Raw genomic sequence first — 15,500 nt, 5'->3', positions numbered from 1 at the left:
GGCCAGGATGGTGTCATGACCGCCGCCTCCGTGTTCATCGCCGGCCCCGCCTCCTGGAACGACATCATCGTCGTCGATCGCCTCCCCGAGGCAGTACCGCACATGCAGTTCGCCCAGACCTCGTGGAGCACGGTGGGAGGGACGAGCGCGGGCAAAGCGCTGAGTCTCGCTGCACTCGGGCGTCCGGCGCTGCTCGCCGCCGCGACGGGCGATGACGACCCCGGTCGGCGGATCCGCGACGCTCTCGCCGCCGCCGGCGTCGACGTCCGCTGGTCGACCGGCGATGTGACCGAGCGCCACGTCAATCTGATGACCACCCGCGGAGAGCGCGTGTCGATCTACCTCTCCGCGCCGGTCGCGCAGGGAGCATCGGATGATTCCGCGCTGACGGCAGCCATGAGCGCGGCGGAGGTGATCGTGCTCGACCTGGCGGCTGAGCCTCTGCGTCTGCTGCCGCTCGCCCGACGGACCGGTCGCCCGATCTGGGTCGACGTGCATGACTACGACGGGGTCGCGGCGTTCCATCGTCCTTTCCTCGAGGCGGCCGATGCGGTGTTCTGCAATGCGGACCGGCTCGACGATCCGCTCGGCTTCCTGCACGAGCGCGTCGACGCGGGTGCGTCGTTGGCGGTGTGCACGCTCGGCGCTGACGGCGCCGTCGCCGTGGACTCGCGCGGTGTCGAGCATCGAGTCTCGGCGATCCCCGTCGAGCTCATCGACACGAACGGTGCCGGTGACGCCTTCTTCGCCGGCGTGCTCGATGCGCACCTTGCGGGGGAGCCGGTATCCGAGGCGCTCGCCGCCGGAGCGCGCGCGGCCGCGGTGGTGCTTCGCAGTAGGCATCTGCATCCGCTGCTGGATCCGATCCTCGGCTAGCCCGCCGGTTCAGCCCCTCAGCGGCTCGGCAGGGACTCACTCACGAAGGCATCCACGAGGTCGGTGACCGTCCGGTGCATCTCGTCCTCGGAGATCGTGGGGGTGCCGTCGCCCGCCTGCGGGCCGTAGTCGCCGAACGACGCGTGGGATGCGCCGGGAATCTCGACCAGCTCGGCGTCTGCGGGCAGCAGGTGCCGCGCATCGGCGATCTTCTCCGGAGTGGACAGGCCGTCCTCCGATCCGGCGAGACTCAGTACCGCGAGGTCGGTCTCGGAGATGTCGGTCGCGCAGTACGAGCCGAACAGGAGGAGCGCGTCGGCATCGGCCGCGAGCTGACATGCCCGGACTCCGCCCAGAGAGTGCCCACCGACGGCCCAGGTGTCGATGTCGGGGGCTGCGGAGGTGAACGAATCGAGCCCCCGGAGGTCGAAGAACGCCAGATTCAGCCAGGGGCGCGTGATCACGACGGTCATCCCGTCTTCGGCGAGTCCCTGCAGGATCGCCGCATAGCCCCACGGATCGACCTTGGCGCCCGGGATGAACACCACACCGATCTCGGATCCGCCCTCCGCCGGGGCGAGGACGATTCCTTGCGGGGAGTCTTCCACGGTGATGGCGGGGTTGTCGCGCACGTCCGCGAGAGGACCGGGCTCGGCGGGCATCACACCCACCTGGCTCCAGATCAGGATGCCGCCGATCGCGAGCACGAGCACGGCGCCGACACTTCCGAGAATCCAGCGGAGCGCCCGCCGGCCACGCTTCTTCTGCATGCCTCCAGGCTACGTGGTCGGGCGCGACGCGACCGCCGGATGTGTGTCCAGATACGCCTCGAAGGCTTCGCGGCTGGTGCGCGCAGGGACGAACCCGAACTGCTCCTTGAGGCGGGTGTTCGCGAGCACCGGGCGGTAGCGCAGGAAAGGGACCTTTTCCGGCCCGTGCACCGTGAGGTGCAGCCACTGTCCGATCCGCAGCACGACCGCGAGCACGCCGGCGGGGAGGGTGAGAGTGCTCTTGCCCAGGCGGTCGGCGATCTCGGTGACCGTCAGGCGTCCGTCTCCGGCGACGTTGAACGCCCCGGTGGGGCCGTCCGTCGCCGCACGCGCCATCGCACCGGCCACGTCGTCGACCCAGATGAACACGAAGGGGGAGTCGGAGCCGGCGATCCGCAGGATGCGACGGCCATCCCACAGTGCGGTGATCTGGTTCTGCACGGTCGGGCCCAGGATCGTCCCGATCCGGAACACCACCTGTTCCAGCGCCGGATGCGATGTGCGGTACTCGGCGAGCATCTCCTCGACCAGCCGTTTGTGGCGCGAGTAGGGGAAGGCGTCGTTGCCGCGCAGCGGCTGGTCCTCATCGATCCACTCGGGGCTGTCCGCGTGGTAGCCATACGCGGCACCGGAGCTCGAGACCACGATCCGGCGCACGCCGGTCTCGACGCAGGCCGCGAGCACGTGCGCGGTTCCCGTCACATCGACGAGGTACTCGAGCTCGACGTCGCGCCCGGGAGCGACGATCGCGGCGAGGTGGACGACCGAGTCGATCCGGTGCTCGCGCAGCAGCGGGGCGAGTGCGGCGGCGTCGGTGACATCGAGGAGCACATCGTGCACCCCGTCCCGCGGGGCGCCGGTTCGCACATCGGCGGAGACGATGTGCTCGACATCGTCGCGCGCGAGCAGTGCCGAGGCCACGTGCCGGCCCAGGAATCCGCCGCCACCGGTGATCAGGACGCGTGTCACGTCGTGGCCTCCACGCTCGTGCGGCCGGTGGCGTCACCCGACGCCGATCCCCTGCGCCTCCGGGTGTGGCGTGCCCAGAGTCCGGCGAGCACGAGTCCGGCGATGATGTCCCAGATCCCCCACCAGCCTGCGACGATCGCCATGCCGCCGAGCCCGTCGAAGAACAGGAAGACCAGGCCGAGCCCGAGGCCGGCGTTTCGGATGCCGACCTCGAAGGTCATGGCCTTGCGTTCCCTGGTGCCGAGTCCGCCGACCACGGCGGTGCCGTATCCGAGGGCGAGCGCCACGGCATCGTGCACCGCGACGACGACGATGATCACGCCCAGCACCTGGACGAACACGGCCCAGTTGCCCACGAGCGCCGCGACGATGAACCCGAGCAGGGCGATCAGGCTGAACCATTTCACGAACGGCTGGAGGCGTCGCGTCAGCGCGGGCAGCCGGGCGCGCAGCAGCAGGCCGAGCGCGAAGGGGAGGCCGACGATCAGGAGGATCTCGAGCAGCATCCTCCACGGGTCGAGTGCGACTTCGCGCAGCAGCTCGCGCGCGGTCGGGTGCAGCGAGCCCCAGAACGTGATGCTGAGCGGCATCGCCACGATGTAGAGGAGGTTTCCGACGGCGGTGAGCGAGACCGAGAGCGCCACGTTGCCGCCCGAGCGGTGGGTGAGGACCTGGGAGATGTTGCCGGGGGGACAGCAGGCCACGAGGATCATCCCGAGCGCCATCGATGCGGTGACCGGAAGCATCAGGGTGAGCAGGAAGGTGACGGCGGGCAGGAGCAGCAGCTGCGCGAGCAGCGCGATCACGAAGGGCTTCGGATGCCGCGCCACGACCTTGAAGTCCGACGGCGAGGTGTCCAGCGCGATGCCGAACATGATGAGTCCGAGCACCACGTTCAGGATCGTGAGCGTGCCCGGAGTGAAGCTCAGCACGACGTCATCGACGTTCATGCGCGCGCCTCCAGATCCTGCTTCTCGCGTCTCACCGCGCCGCGGTAGGCGTCCTTGTTCACGTAGTACGCCATGCGGTCCAGACCCAGGTAGCGATATCCGCCGGTGAGGTCCGGCCAGGGGGAATCCGTCACCCTGCTCCGGAAGCGGGAGGCGGCGGCCGGTTCCCGCTCGACCGCGTGCAGGTAGGCGGCGAGGAGGTCGGCCTGCTCGAATCGGCCCTGCCACCCGATGCCCGATGCCTCGATCATGCCCATCACGAACAGCCCGTTGAAGGAGGCCGGGAACATGTTGAGGAACAGGCGAGGGGATGCTCCCCGCCACTGCAGGTGCGCGCGATCCACGAAGGGGTAGTCGAGCCGGTATCCGGTGGCGAGCAGCACCAGGTCGTAGTCGTCGGAGCTGCCGTCGCGGAAATGCACCGTCGAGCCGTCGAAACGCTCGACGTCGGCGCGGATCTGCAGATCCCCCTGGCCGAGATGGTTCAGGATCAGGGTGTTCACGATCGGATGGGATTCGTAGATCCGATAGTCGGGCTTCGGGAATCCGAATCGCACAGGATCGCCGGTGAAGGCGCGCAGGACGCGACTGTCCAGCGCCTGCTTGAGACGAGCGGGCAACGGCTTGCCCTGGTTGAGAGTGTCACTGGGCTTGCCGAAGAGGTAGCGGGGCACGAAGTAGTAGCCCCGGCGCACGCTCATGTCGACGGATACGGCATGGTGCACGGCATCCACCGCGATGTCGCAGCCGGAGTTGCCCGCGCCGATGAGGAGCACGCGCTTGCCCGCCAGCTGCGACGGCGAGGTGTAGGCGCTGGTGTGCAGGAGCTCGCCGGTGAACGTGCCCGGGAACGAGGGGACGTTCGGCTCCGCGAGGGTGCCGTTGGCCAGCACGACCCCCGCGTACCAGCGGCTGTGCTCGCCGTCCGGTCCGACCGACGTGAGCTCCCAGCCGCCGTCCTGCGGCTCGAGGCGGATGACGCGGGTGTCGAAGCGGAAGAGTGCTCGCAGCCCGAAGTGCTCGGCATAGTCGCGGAAGTACGTGTGCAGCACGCGGTGCCCGGGATAGTCCACCGTGGACCGCATCGGGAACTCGGCGAACTCGGTGGTCGTGCGCGACGAGATCAGGTGGGCCGACTCGTACATGGTGCTGCGCGGATTCGAGATGTCCCAGAGGCCGCCGACGTCGTGTGAGGCCTCGTAGCCGTCGATCGTGATCCCGCGCTTCTGCAGGGCTCTGGCCGCAGCGAGGCCCGATGGGCCGGCGCCGATGACGGCGTATGTGTTCATGGTGCTCCCGCACGTCACTGTGCTCGAATGTCCGGCGCTCGAAGACTGCGTGCTCGATTGCCCTGCGCTCGACGACCGAGCGCCCCCGTCCACCGATGGTATCGGGTGTACGAGGGCGCTCCGAGGGTCACTGCGGGTCAACCGACGCCGATGGACTCCTGACGGCGGTGCACGGCGTCGAGGATCGCCGGGAACAGCGGATGCTCGGGGTCCAGGCCCGTCGCCCCGGTCGTGAGCGAGACCGCATCCTCGGTGCGCAGCCGGTGCTGGAGCTCGACCGACTGCTCGTCGGCTGCGTCGTCGAACTCGAGCGCGGCGGAGATCGCTGCCACCAGCGCCGCGGATGCCAGCCCCTGTTCGGCGGCCATCGCCGCAGGACCGACGAAGCGCTCGTGTCGCGAGATCTTGCGCAGCGGTTGCCGCCCGACCCGCTGCACCGTGTCGACCAACGCGGGGTTGCGGAAGCGTTCGAGGATCGTGGCGCGGTACTCGGCGAGCTCGACGGCATCCAGGCCGTGCGTGGCGACGAGCACGGCCGAGGTCTCCTCGAGCGCGGCGGTGACGTTGCGGGCGACGGACTCGTCGGCGAGCGCATCCGAGATCCGCTCGATCCCGAGCTGCGCGCCGAAGTAGGCCGCCGCGGCATGGCCGGTGTTCACGGTGAACAGCTTGCGCTCGATGTACGGGGCGAGGTCGTCGACGAAGTGGGCTCCCGGGATGTTCGGCAGGGTGTCGCCGAACGGACCCGATTCGATCGCCCACTCGAAGTACGGCTCGACGGTCACATCGACACCGGCGCCCGGCGCCTGGGCGGGCACGATGCGGTCGACCGCGGTGTTGGCGAAGACGGCCCGGCTCAGAAGAGCGGTAGACGCGTCGCCGGCGGCCGTCTCGACCTCCGTGCGCAGCAGATCCGTCGCGCCGATCGCGTTCTCGCAGGCCATCACCTGCAGCGGGACGGCGTCGGGGGAGCGCTGCGCGAGTCCCGCCACGATGGCCGGAGCGACGAACTTCAGCACCGTCGGCCCCACGGCGGTGGTGACGATGTCGGCGGTCGCGATCTCGCGGGTGAGAGCGTCGGGGTCGGTGCGCGAGTTGACGGCGCGGAACCCCGTCACGACGTGGTCCACTCCTCCGGGGCCCGCCTCGTGCACGGTGTAGGCGTCGACGTCGTTGATGGCGTCCACGAGGGCATCCGCGACGTCGGAGAAGACGACCTCGTATCCGCCCTCGTGCAGCAGCAGGCCGACGAAACCGCGTCCGATGTTCCCGGCGCCGAAGTGGACGGCCTTCATCAGTCGTTCACCGCCGAGAGCAGCGCGAACAGCTCATCCGGCGTCTGCGCGGCGTTGAGCGCGGCGACGTCGTCATCGTCGGAGAAGAGGATCGCGATCTGCGAGAGGATCTCGAGGTGCTCGTCGCCGCGGCCGGCGATTCCGATCACGAACGTCGCGGGCTCGCCCGCCCAGTCGACGCCGCCGTCATAGCGCACGACGGACAGCGCGGAGGCGAGGATCGCGTCCTTCGTGTCGTTCGTTCCGTGCGGGATGGCGAGGCCGTTGCCCATGTAGGTCGAGACAGTCGCCTCACGCTGACGCATCGCGTCGACGTAGGCCGGGGTGACGGCCCCGGCGGAGATGAGGATGTCGGTGGCTTCCTGCAGGGCCTGATCCTGGGTGGCGCTGCCGGAGTGGATGCGCACCTGACCGAGGGTGAGAACGCTCATGATGTTTCCTTTCTGGGGATGTGGAGGCGGGGCGGATGCCGTGGCACCCGCCCCGCCTGGTCGGTCACGCGTCGGAGTCGCGCTGCTCGCGCACCATCTCGACGACCTCTTCGTACTGAGGCGCGTTCATGAAGTTGTCGACGGACACGTGGATCGAGTTCGGCGACTTCGACCGGGCGCGATCCGTCAGCTGCTGCTGTGTGATCACGAGGTCGGCGGTGCCGTCGAGGTTGGCGATCGCCTGGTTGGTGACCGTGACCCCCTCGACGCCCGCCTTCTTGAACTTGTTGCGGAGCACGCTCGCGCCCATCGCGGACGATCCCATTCCGGCATCGCAGGCGAACACGACGTTCGAGATGGTGCGGTCGGCGACGACCGTGCCCGCCGCTTCTGCGGCCGCGGCTGTTCCCGAGGAGGCGCGCAGGGCGTCCATCGCCGCGGAGGACTTGCCCTTGTTGGCCTCGGTCTGAGCGATCGCCGCTCCGAAGGTGTCGCTCTGCGCCTCGAGGTCGCGCTTGCGGGAGGCCCGCAGGATCACGGCCGTGATGAGGAACGTCACTGCAGCGGCGAGCACCACCGAGAGGTACACGACCAGCAGGTTGCCGATTCCTCCTGCTGCCGGGGTGACCGCCGCCGCCGTGACGGCGATGATGCTTCCCGGTGCGGCCGGGAACGACAGTCCGCCGCCCAGCAGCATGTTCGTCGTGACACCGGTCGCGCCACCGGCGATCAGCGCCAGGATGGTGGCCGGCTTGCTCAGCGCGTACGGGAAGTAGATCTCGTGGATACCACCGAAGAACTGGATGATCGCCGCGCCGGGGGCCGAGGCCCGAGCCTCGCCGACACCGAAGAAGGTGAAGGCCAGGAGCAATCCGATACCGGGGCCGGGGTTGGCCTCGATGAGGAACAGGATCGACTTGCCCGTCTCCTCGACCTGCTGCAGCGCGAGCGGGGTGAAGACACCGTGGTTGATCGCGTTGTTGAGGAACAGCACCTTCGCGGGCTCGACGATGATCGACAGCAGCGGCAGGAGGCTGTAGCTGACCAGCCAGTCGACGATCGCTCCGAGGAACGCGCTGATCGCGAGCATGACGGGACCGAAGGCGAAGAATCCGGCGATGGCGAGCAGCATGCCCAGGATTCCGGCGGAGAAGTTGTTGACCAGCATCTCGAAGCCGGCCTTGATCTTGCCCTCCCAGATCTTGTCCATCTGCTTCGTGATCCACGCGGCCAGCGGGCCCATGATCATCGCGCCGAGGAACATCGGGATGTTCGTGCCCACGATGACACCCATCGTGGCGATCGTCGCGACGACCCCGCCGCGCTCGCCGTAGACCATGCGGCCGGCGGTGTTCGCGATCAGGAGCGGAAGCAGGTAGGTGACCATCGGGCCGACCAGTCCCACGTACTGCGGGAAGGTCGTGCCGTCCTCAGCCGTGGCCAGGGCCGTCATGGCGCCCTGCCAGCCGACGAGGTCGGCATTGCCGAATCCGCCGAGCAGGTCGGCGACCGGATGCCAGTTGCCCAGCCATCCGACCGAGATGAACAGCATGGTGATGAAGCCCCACGCGATGAACGCCGCGATGTTGGGCATGATCATGCCGGAGAGGAACGTGCCGAACCGCTGCACGCCTGTTCGGAGGCCGCCCGCTTTCTGGGCGGCTGGTGACGTCGTCGTCATGATGTCGTCTCTTTCTGATGGGAGGGGAGGGCCGTGGCGGCTTCGACCACGGCATTGCGTGCGCCGGCGGCGTCGTCCGCCGCCAGCGCGATCTCGGCGAGACGGCGTGCCTCGTCGAGGGTGCGCTCGGAGAGCGCGTGTCGGACATCGGCCAGGGCGGCCGGTGCCATGGAGAGACTCGTGGCACCGAGGCCGACCAGGACGACCGCGAGCATCGGGTCGGCCGCAGCCTCGCCGCAGATCCCGATCGGCTTGCCGAGCCGGGCGCCGGCGTCGCCGACCTCGCGCACCAGGCGCAGGACAGCGGGATGCCACGGATCCTGGAAGCTCGCGACCGAGCCGAGCAGGCGGTCGGCGGCCATCGTGTACTGGGTGAGATCGTTCGTACCGATCGAGGCGAAGTCCGCGTGGGCGAGTACGCGATCCGCGAGCAGTGCGCTCGCCGGAACCTCGACCATGACTCCCGCGGTCTTCAGGTCGTACTCGCGTGCCAGGGCCGTGAAGTACGCGGTCTCCTCGACCGTCGTCACCATCGGCGCCATGACCCACAGGTCGGCCTCGGTCTCGGCATCCGCCTCGGCGAGCGCCGTGAGCTGTTCGCGCAGGATGTCTTCGCTGGCACGCAGCGCCCGCAGACCGCGCAGGCCCAGTGCGGGGTTCTCCTCGTGCGCATCGTTGAGGAAGGCGAGGGGCTTGTCGGCGCCGGCGTCGAGCATGCGAACGACGACCTTCTTGCCCGGGAACGCGGCCAGGAGCGCCCGATACGACTCGCGCTGCTGCGCGATGGTCGGTGCCTGGGTGGCGGAGAGGAACAGGAACTCCGTACGGAAGAGCCCGACGCCCTCGGCCCCACGCTCGACGGCATCGGATGCGTCTGCGGGCTTCCCCAGATTCGCCAGCAGCGCGATCGGCGTGCCGTCGGCGAGGGCGCCGGGGGTCAGTGGAGCGGCATCTGCGGAACGCCGCTCGGCGGCCCGCTCAGATGCGCGGTGCTTCTCGTCGTCGGTCGGATCCGACGTCACGAGTCCGGCGGCGGCATCGACGATCACCGTCTGGCCGGTGGTGAGAGCGGCGGCGTCCACCGCGCCGACGATCGCGACGATGCCCTTCTCGCGGGCGAGGATCGCCGTGTGTGAGGTGGGGCCGCCGTCGGAGGTGATCAGCGCGAGCACCTGGTCGAGATCGAGGAGTGCCGTGTCGGCCGGTGCGAGGTCGCGAGCGACGAGGACGAACGGGTGACCCGGGTTCGGGATGCCGGGGGCGTCGACGCCGCGCAACCGCGCCAGCACCCGCTGCGCGATGTCGTCGAGGTCGGCGGCGCGCTCGCCCAGGTAGCCGCCGACCGCCTCGAGCGTGGCCCGGAAGCCGGCGAAGGCGTCGTGCACGGCCCACTCGGCCGTCGAACCGGTGTCGAGTCGTCCGTCGACCTCGTCCTGCAGCGTCGGGTCCTCGGCGATCATCGCCTGCGCTTCGAGCACGTCCTGCGCCGACCCGCCCGCTGCCGCGCCGCGGTCGTTGAGCTCCTGCGCGACGACGGCGACCGCCTCGCGCACCCGGGCGCGTTCTTCGGTGACGCTCAGCGCACTCGGCGTCTGGTCGGGCGCCGGCATCGCCTCGGTCATGCGGACGACGGTGCCCTGTGCCACGCCCAGACCGATGCCGACTCCGCGGAGAGTGCTCATCCGGCGGAATCCTGATCGTGATCGGTCGTGAGGAGTTCGGTGAGCGTGTCCAGCACGGTCTCGGCCTCTGCGCCGTCGCCGTCGGCGGTGAGGGTGACGTAGTCGCCGTGCTCGATCGCGAGGGCGATGACGCCCAGGATGCTCGCGGCGTTGACGGGCTTGCCCGAATCCTTGGCGATCGTGACCGGGATCCCGGACTCCTTGGCCGCCTGCGCGAACAGTTTCGCAGGGCGCGCGTGCAATCCGTGTGAGGAGCCGATCCGGACGGTGCGGGAGGCGGTCATGATGTTCCTTTCGAGGTGGTGCTGTCGTCGGCGAGAAGTGCGCGGGCGAGAGCGAGCGTCCGCTCTCCGTCGCGATCGGCGAACACATCGTCCGGCAGCACGGCGACGGGGCCGTCGACGCTGCTGCGGATCACTGCGAGGCGATCGGCGAGGTGTGGGCCGATGAGGATCAGATCGTGCGCGCCGCCCGTCACGGAACTCTCCATGCCGGCGGCGGTGTCCCAGTCGAGCCCGGCGAGCGCCGCGGCCCGACGAAGCCGCTGAGCGACGAACGTACTGGACGCGCCAGCACCGCACACCACGAGGATCTTCATCGATTCCACCTTCCTGAGAACAGTCTGTGAAAGCGTGAGCGGCGACACCAACACGTTCCTTTCCTCCCCCGCGGAACGTCGGTTTCCGCGCGCCCCCCGCATGCACCTGACATCATGGAGAGACGTCACGACAGTGCAGTCACACGGGAAGAGTGGGAGGGATCATGTCGCGCCAGCGCCAGGACCTGCTGCTCGCCACCCTCCTGCGGCAGGAGGCCTGGGCCACGGCCGGCAGCCTCGCCGATGTACTCGGTGTCACACCCCGCAGCGTGCGCTCGTACGTGGCGGCGCTCAACGCCCGGACCCCCGGCGCCGATGCGGTCGAATCCGGATCAGCCGGCTATCGGGCGGGCCCCGGTGCCCGCGACGCGCTGCGCACGCGGCAGAGCGGAGAGTCCGCGCCGCGCGATCGATTGCACACCCTCGTGCGCGCGCTGCTGGACACACCCACCGGGCTGGACGTCTTCGAGACCGCCGACCGACTGCACGTCAGCGAGGCGACGCTGGAGGCAGATCTGGCCCGAGTGCGTGCTCTGATCGACGGCACCGACCTGGTGGTCGAGCGAGACCGTGAGATGGTGCGACTGCGGGGGAACGAGACCGCCCAGCGGCGCCTGTTGAGCAGGCTCGCGCACGATGAGATGGATGCGGCCTCCTTCCATCCCGAGACCTTCCGCCGTGCCCTTGCCGGCAACGCCGTCGCCGCTGACGGGGTCGCCCCCTTCAAGTCAGCGCTGGTGCGCGAGCTCGGCGAACTCGGCTACTACGTGAACGAGCTCGCGATCTCGGATGTGCTCCTGCACATCGCGATCGCGGCCGAGCGTGTCGCCGCCGGCCACGCGCTCGAGTCGGGACCCGCAGGTGCGCGCGCCGAGATCCCCCGGGTCGGCTCCGTGATCGCGCGCCTGGCCGGCGAGCATTTCTCCGTCGCGCTCGGAGAGGGAGACAGCGACCATCTGGCTTCCCTGGTGCTGACACGCATCGTCGCGCCGGGAGAGGATGCCGCGGGCGACGTCGCGCGCAGCGGTGTGGATCCCGCCGTCCAGGCCGCCGTGCGCGCCGAGGTGCAGCGAGCGGCCGACGACTACCAGGTCGACCTGGTCGATGAGACCTTCCTGCTGCGGCTGGCGCTGCACGTGCAGAACCTGTTGCGCCGTGCGGAGGAGAGCGCGCTGACCCGCAATCCGCTCACGCGGTCGCTCAAGACCTCGTATCCGATGATCTTCGAGGTGGCCGTCTCCATCGCCAGCGGTCTGCATGACCGCCTGGGCGCGCCGATCCACGACGACGAGATCGCCTACATCGCGATGCACGTCGGAGGGCGCCTGGAACGCAGCCGCAAGGCGGAGTCGATCCTCACGGCGACGATCGTGTGCCCCGGCTACTACGAACTGCACGAGCTGCTCCGATCGAGCGTCGATCGCTCACTCGGCTCCGCGATCGAGGTGACCAGTGTGGTCACCAACGTCGATCCCGACTGGTCGGCGTTCGACACCGACCTGGTGCTCAGCACGATCGAGCCCGCTGTCTCGGGTGACCGCTTCGTGCGCATCCAGCCGTTCCTGACCGACTCCGATGTCGACCGCATCCAACTCGCCGCCGGTCGTGTGCGCCGCGCGCGCCGGCTCACACGCCTGCGCGGCGAGCTCGCCCGGTACTTCCACGCGGATGCCTTCGTCTCCCCGCTTCCGGACGAGGGGGAGGAGGCGATCATCCGTCGTCTGGGCGGTCTGCTCGTCGACGCCGGACTGATCGGGCAGGACTACGTCGAGAACACGATCGTCCGGGAGCAGATGTCATCGACCGCCTTCACCGACGCCCTCGCCGTCCCTCATGCGCTCCAGATGACGGCCACACGGACCGCGATCGCCATCGGTGTGGCCGATGGATCGGCGGCCTGGGGCGACGGGCGCGTGCAGGTGGTCGCGCTCGCCGCGTTCAGCGAGAGCGACCGAGCGGCGTTCCAGACCGTGTTCGAGCAACTGGTCGAGGTGTTCAGCGAGCGGGACAGCGTGCAACGCATCGTTCGTCGCGCGTCGAGCTTCGAGGCGTTCCTCGATGAGCTCGTCGCCGTCATCGACGGGTGACGTGCGGGCGTCCCGTCAGTGGCGGGGGTCCAGGACCTCGCTGAGGGTGTCGAGCACGGCCGCTCCGCCGGCAGAGTCCCTGGTCTCGAGCACGACGGCATCACCGGGGGCCAACGCCAGGTCCATCACGGCGAGCACACTGCTCAGATCGACCACCGCGCCGTCCGCCGTACGCAGGGTGACCGCGTCGGGGTGCGCCTGCACGACCCGCACGAGTTCTGCGACGGGCCGCGCGTGCACACCGTTGTGCGCGCTGATGATCACATGTCGGCGAAGCATGTTCCGATGCTATCTGCCGCCCGGCGGCCACGACCAGCCGCCGGGACGGGCAGGCTAGGAGCGCTCGTCCAGCAGAGCACGCACTCCCGTGTCGAGCGCATCGACGGCCCGGCGCGCATCCTCGGCCGATTCGCCCTTCGCGTCGATGTACACCTTGAGCTTCGGTTCCGTCCCGCTCGGCCGCACGATCACCCGTGACCCGTCGGCGAGTCGGTAGCGGAGCACGTCTCCGGACGGCTGTCCCGGCTCCGCGCGCAGCAGGTCCTCGACCGCGCTGATCGTCGTCCCGCCGATGTGCGTCGGAGGAAGCGACCGCAGTGCCAGCATCACGGAGCCGATGATCGAGAGGTCGTCGACGCGCACCGACACCTGGCTGCTCGCGAAGTGGCCGTAGGTGTCTCCCAGTTCGGTGAGCAGCGTCGACAGTGTCGCGCCGCGCTCCTGCGCCTCCGCGGCGAGCCCGAGGATCGCGACGGCGGCCGAGATGCCGTCCTTGTCACGCACCGTCTCCGGGTTCACCAGGTACCCGAGCGCCTCTTCGAAGCCGAACACGATGCCGGGGGCACGCGAGATCCACTTGAATCCGGTGAGGGTCTCGTGGAAGTCGATGCCGTGATGCGCGGCGACGGCGGCGAGCCCGGGCGAGGAGACGAGCGAGCAGGCGAGCGATGCGCCCGGTGTCCCCGCGGCGGCGCGCGCCGCGCGTGCACCCAGGAGCAGGCCCACCTCGTTGCCCGTCAGCCGACGCCAGCCGCCTGCGGCATCCGCATCGGGGATCGCGACCGCGAGACGGTCGGCGTCCGGGTCGTTCGCCAGGATGAAGTCCGCTTTCGCGCGGCGGGCTCTCGCGAAGGCGAGATCCATCGCTCCGGGCTCCTCCGGGTTGGGGAACGACACCGTGCGGAACGTGGCATCGGGCTTCAACTGCTGATCCACGACCGCGGGTTGCGGGTAGCCGGCAGAGGTCAGGATGCGCGAGAGCGTCTCCCATCCGACACCGTGCATCGCCGTGTAGACCCAGCGCAGGGTGTGGGTGCCCTGGGGGGCCGGAGCGACGGCGGCCGTCGCCGACACGTATGCGTCGACGACCTCGTCATCCGCGACCTCGTAGTCGGTCGAGCGGGGGAGCGTCGAGACCGGCGCGTGGTCGGCGACGTTCTGGATGTGTGCGGCGATCGCCGCATCCGCGGGCGCGACGATCTGCGAACCCTGGTCCGCGCCGCCCAGATACACCTTGTAGCCGTTGTCGTTCGGCGGGTTGTGGCTCGCGGTCACCATCACACCGGCGTCCGCACCGAGATGGCGCACGGCGAAGGCGAGCACCGGAGTCGGCAGTAGACGAGGGAGCAGGATCGCCCGGAGCCCTGCCCCGGCGAAGATCTCGGCCGAGTCGGTGGCGAACACGCGCGAGTTCCGGCGGCCGTCGTAGCCGATCACGACGGTCGGTGTCGTGCCGTGCGCGCGCTCGCGCAGGTAGGCGGCGAAGCCGGCGGCCGCCTGAGCGACCAGCACCCGGTTCATGCGGTTGCTGCCTGCGCCCAGCTCTCCGCGCAGACCCGCTGTCCCGAAGGCGAGACGTGCACCGAAACGGTCGTCGAGCTCGGCGACCGCCGCCTCATCGCCGCCCGAGGCGCGCGTGATGAGCCCTGCGAGCTCGTCTCTGGTCTCGTGGTCGGGGTCCTGCCGCAGCCACGCTCGCGCCTGCGCGAGCCGCTCCTCGCTCACAGCGCCTCGACCACGCGGGCCAGCAGCGCCGAGATCACCGGTTCGGCTTCGCGCCCGGCCTCGATCACCTCCGCATGGCTGAGCGGGGTCTTCTGGATGCCGGCGGCGAGGTTCGTGATGAGTGAGAACCCGAGGATCTCCATCCCGGCCTCGCGCGCGGCGATCGCCTCGAGTGCGGTCGACATGCCGACGATGTCACCACCGATGATCTTCGCCATCTGCACCTCGGCGGGAGTCTCGTAATGCGGGCCGCGGAACTGCGTGTAGACGCCCTCGTCGAGCGAGGGATCGACACCGCGTGCCACGTCGCGCAGACGCGAGGAGTACAGGTCGGTCAGGTCGATGAACGTCGCGCCCTCGAGCGGGGAGTCGGCGGTGAGGTTGATGTGGTCGCTGATCAGCACCGGCTGACCGGGCGTCCAGGTCTCGCGTACGCCTCCGGCGCCGTTGGTGAGCACCATGACCTTCGCCCCGGTGGCGGCGGCGGTGCGCACGCTGTGCACCACGCGGCGCACGCCGTGATCCTCGTAGTAGTGGGTGCGGGCGCCGATCACCAGGACGTTCTTGCCCCCGGGCGTGCGGATGCTGCGCAGAGTGCCGACGTGGCCCTCCAGCGCCGGCTTCGAGAATCCGGTGACCTCGGTCGCGGGGATCGTCGCGACGGTCTCTCCGATGATGTCGGCGGCCTTGCCCCATCCGCTTCCGAGGGTGAGGGCGATGTCGTGCTTCTCGACGCCGGACAGGCGCGCGATGTCGGCTGCGGCAGCGGCTGCGACCTCGAACGGGTTCGCTGCGGGGTCGTCGAGGGGGTGGCTGTAAGTCTCGGGCATGGATCCACTCTAGGAAGGTGCAGGCTCCGGTGCCAGGA

The 15,500-nt window shown here is 69.5% G+C and carries 15 protein-coding genes; 2 read left to right on the top strand and 13 right to left on the bottom strand.

The window, feature by feature from the left end:
• Positions 1 to 15 precede the first annotated feature (15 nt).
• Entirely contained in the window at positions 16 to 876 is an 861-nt protein-coding gene (locus tag P0Y60_13495) for a PfkB family carbohydrate kinase (protein ID WEK60322.1), read from the top strand.
• A 17-nt stretch (positions 877 to 893) separates the two neighbouring features.
• On the opposite strand, the gene P0Y60_13490 is transcribed toward P0Y60_13495, so the two are convergent.
• The 10 genes from P0Y60_13490 to P0Y60_13445 form a co-directional block, all read right to left on the bottom strand.
• Positions 894 to 1,646 carry an alpha/beta hydrolase gene (locus P0Y60_13490; GenBank protein ID WEK60321.1) on the bottom strand — a complete coding sequence of 251 codons (753 nt, stop codon included), beginning with the start codon at positions 1,644 to 1,646 and terminating at the stop codon, positions 894 to 896.
• Positions 1,647 to 1,655: 9 nt separating this feature from the next.
• Positions 1,656 to 2,615: an SDR family oxidoreductase gene (locus P0Y60_13485; GenBank protein WEK60320.1), complete on the bottom strand. Its 960-nt coding sequence runs from the start codon at positions 2,613 to 2,615 to the stop codon at positions 1,656 to 1,658.
• Positions 2,612 to 3,565 (bottom strand): bile acid:sodium symporter family protein, encoded by a 954-nt coding sequence (locus tag P0Y60_13480; protein ID WEK60319.1) that lies wholly within the window; start codon positions 3,563 to 3,565, stop codon positions 2,612 to 2,614. Before P0Y60_13480 ends, P0Y60_13485 begins: the two co-directional genes overlap by 4 nt.
• Positions 3,562 to 4,854: an NAD(P)/FAD-dependent oxidoreductase gene (locus P0Y60_13475; GenBank protein ID WEK60318.1), complete on the bottom strand. Its 1,293-nt coding sequence runs from the start codon at positions 4,852 to 4,854 to the stop codon at positions 3,562 to 3,564. The genes P0Y60_13480 and P0Y60_13475 overlap by 4 nt, the downstream gene beginning before the upstream one ends.
• Before the next feature lie 137 nt (positions 4,855 to 4,991).
• A complete protein-coding gene (locus tag P0Y60_13470) occupies positions 4,992 to 6,149 on the bottom strand; it encodes a mannitol-1-phosphate 5-dehydrogenase (protein ID WEK60317.1) in 1,158 nt (385 codons plus the stop codon).
• On the bottom strand, positions 6,149 to 6,580 hold the full coding sequence (locus P0Y60_13465; GenBank protein ID WEK60316.1) for a PTS sugar transporter subunit IIA: 432 nt from the start codon (positions 6,578 to 6,580) through the stop codon (positions 6,149 to 6,151). Before P0Y60_13465 ends, P0Y60_13470 begins: the two co-directional genes overlap by 1 nt.
• A 64-nt stretch (positions 6,581 to 6,644) precedes the next feature.
• Positions 6,645 to 8,261, bottom strand: a complete 1,617-nt coding sequence (locus P0Y60_13460) for a PTS mannitol transporter subunit IICB (protein ID WEK60315.1) — start codon at positions 8,259 to 8,261, stop codon at positions 6,645 to 6,647.
• Positions 8,258 to 9,943 (bottom strand): phosphoenolpyruvate--protein phosphotransferase, encoded by a 1,686-nt coding sequence (gene ptsP / locus P0Y60_13455; GenBank protein WEK60314.1) that lies wholly within the window; start codon positions 9,941 to 9,943, stop codon positions 8,258 to 8,260. The genes P0Y60_13460 and ptsP overlap by 4 nt, the downstream gene beginning before the upstream one ends.
• Positions 9,940 to 10,227 (bottom strand): HPr family phosphocarrier protein, encoded by a 288-nt coding sequence (locus tag P0Y60_13450; GenBank protein WEK60313.1) that lies wholly within the window; start codon positions 10,225 to 10,227, stop codon positions 9,940 to 9,942. The genes ptsP and P0Y60_13450 overlap by 4 nt, the downstream gene beginning before the upstream one ends.
• Complete coding sequence (locus P0Y60_13445; protein WEK60312.1) at positions 10,224 to 10,541, bottom strand: hypothetical protein; 318 nt, start codon at positions 10,539 to 10,541, stop codon at positions 10,224 to 10,226. Before P0Y60_13445 ends, P0Y60_13450 begins: the two co-directional genes overlap by 4 nt.
• A gap of 164 nt (positions 10,542 to 10,705) precedes the next feature.
• Between P0Y60_13445 and P0Y60_13440 the strand changes: the two genes are divergently transcribed.
• Positions 10,706 to 12,628 carry a PRD domain-containing protein gene (locus tag P0Y60_13440; protein WEK60311.1) on the top strand — a complete coding sequence of 641 codons (1,923 nt, stop codon included), beginning with the start codon at positions 10,706 to 10,708 and terminating at the stop codon, positions 12,626 to 12,628.
• A gap of 15 nt (positions 12,629 to 12,643) precedes the next feature.
• Here the strand turns inward: P0Y60_13440 and P0Y60_13435 are convergent, their stop codons facing one another.
• Genes P0Y60_13435 through P0Y60_13425 form a run of 3 tightly spaced genes read right to left on the bottom strand, consistent with a single transcriptional unit; the run spans position 12,644 to position 15,462 of the window.
• On the bottom strand, positions 12,644 to 12,907 hold the full coding sequence (locus P0Y60_13435) for an HPr family phosphocarrier protein (GenBank protein WEK60310.1): 264 nt from the start codon (positions 12,905 to 12,907) through the stop codon (positions 12,644 to 12,646).
• Between the two features lie 54 nt (positions 12,908 to 12,961).
• Positions 12,962 to 14,632, bottom strand: coding sequence for a phospho-sugar mutase (locus P0Y60_13430; GenBank protein WEK60309.1), 1,671 nt, complete (start codon positions 14,630 to 14,632; stop codon positions 12,962 to 12,964).
• Entirely contained in the window at positions 14,629 to 15,462 is an 834-nt protein-coding gene (locus P0Y60_13425) for a purine-nucleoside phosphorylase (GenBank protein WEK60308.1), read from the bottom strand. Before P0Y60_13425 ends, P0Y60_13430 begins: the two co-directional genes overlap by 4 nt.
• Positions 15,463 to 15,500 lie beyond the last annotated feature (38 nt).

Origin of the sequence: Candidatus Microbacterium colombiense (assembly GCA_029203165.1) — a bacterium.
Classification (GTDB): domain Bacteria; phylum Actinomycetota; class Actinomycetes; order Actinomycetales; family Microbacteriaceae; genus Microbacterium; species Microbacterium colombiense.
This window is presented reverse-complemented; position numbering and strand designations above follow the sequence as displayed.

Coding starts and splice junctions, on each gene's coding strand:
- P0Y60_13495 (WEK60322.1), top strand. CDS start 16: ATGACCGCCGCCTCCGTGTTCATCGCCGGCCCCGCCTCCTGGAACGAC.
- P0Y60_13490 (WEK60321.1), bottom strand. CDS start 1,646: ATGCAGAAGAAGCGTGGCCGGCGGGCGCTCCGCTGGATTCTCGGAAGT.
- P0Y60_13480 (WEK60319.1), bottom strand. CDS start 3,565: ATGAACGTCGATGACGTCGTGCTGAGCTTCACTCCGGGCACGCTCACG.
- P0Y60_13475 (WEK60318.1), bottom strand. CDS start 4,854: ATGAACACATACGCCGTCATCGGCGCCGGCCCATCGGGCCTCGCTGCG.
- P0Y60_13470 (WEK60317.1), bottom strand. CDS start 6,149: ATGAAGGCCGTCCACTTCGGCGCCGGGAACATCGGACGCGGTTTCGTC.
- P0Y60_13465 (WEK60316.1), bottom strand. CDS start 6,580: ATGAGCGTTCTCACCCTCGGTCAGGTGCGCATCCACTCCGGCAGCGCC.
- P0Y60_13460 (WEK60315.1), bottom strand. CDS start 8,261: ATGACGACGACGTCACCAGCCGCCCAGAAAGCGGGCGGCCTCCGAACA.
- ptsP (WEK60314.1), bottom strand. CDS start 9,943: ATGAGCACTCTCCGCGGAGTCGGCATCGGTCTGGGCGTGGCACAGGGC.
- P0Y60_13450 (WEK60313.1), bottom strand. CDS start 10,227: ATGACCGCCTCCCGCACCGTCCGGATCGGCTCCTCACACGGATTGCAC.
- P0Y60_13445 (WEK60312.1), bottom strand. CDS start 10,541: ATGAAGATCCTCGTGGTGTGCGGTGCTGGCGCGTCCAGTACGTTCGTC.
- P0Y60_13440 (WEK60311.1), top strand. CDS start 10,706: ATGTCGCGCCAGCGCCAGGACCTGCTGCTCGCCACCCTCCTGCGGCAG.
- P0Y60_13435 (WEK60310.1), bottom strand. CDS start 12,907: ATGCTTCGCCGACATGTGATCATCAGCGCGCACAACGGTGTGCACGCG.
- P0Y60_13425 (WEK60308.1), bottom strand. CDS start 15,462: ATGCCCGAGACTTACAGCCACCCCCTCGACGACCCCGCAGCGAACCCG.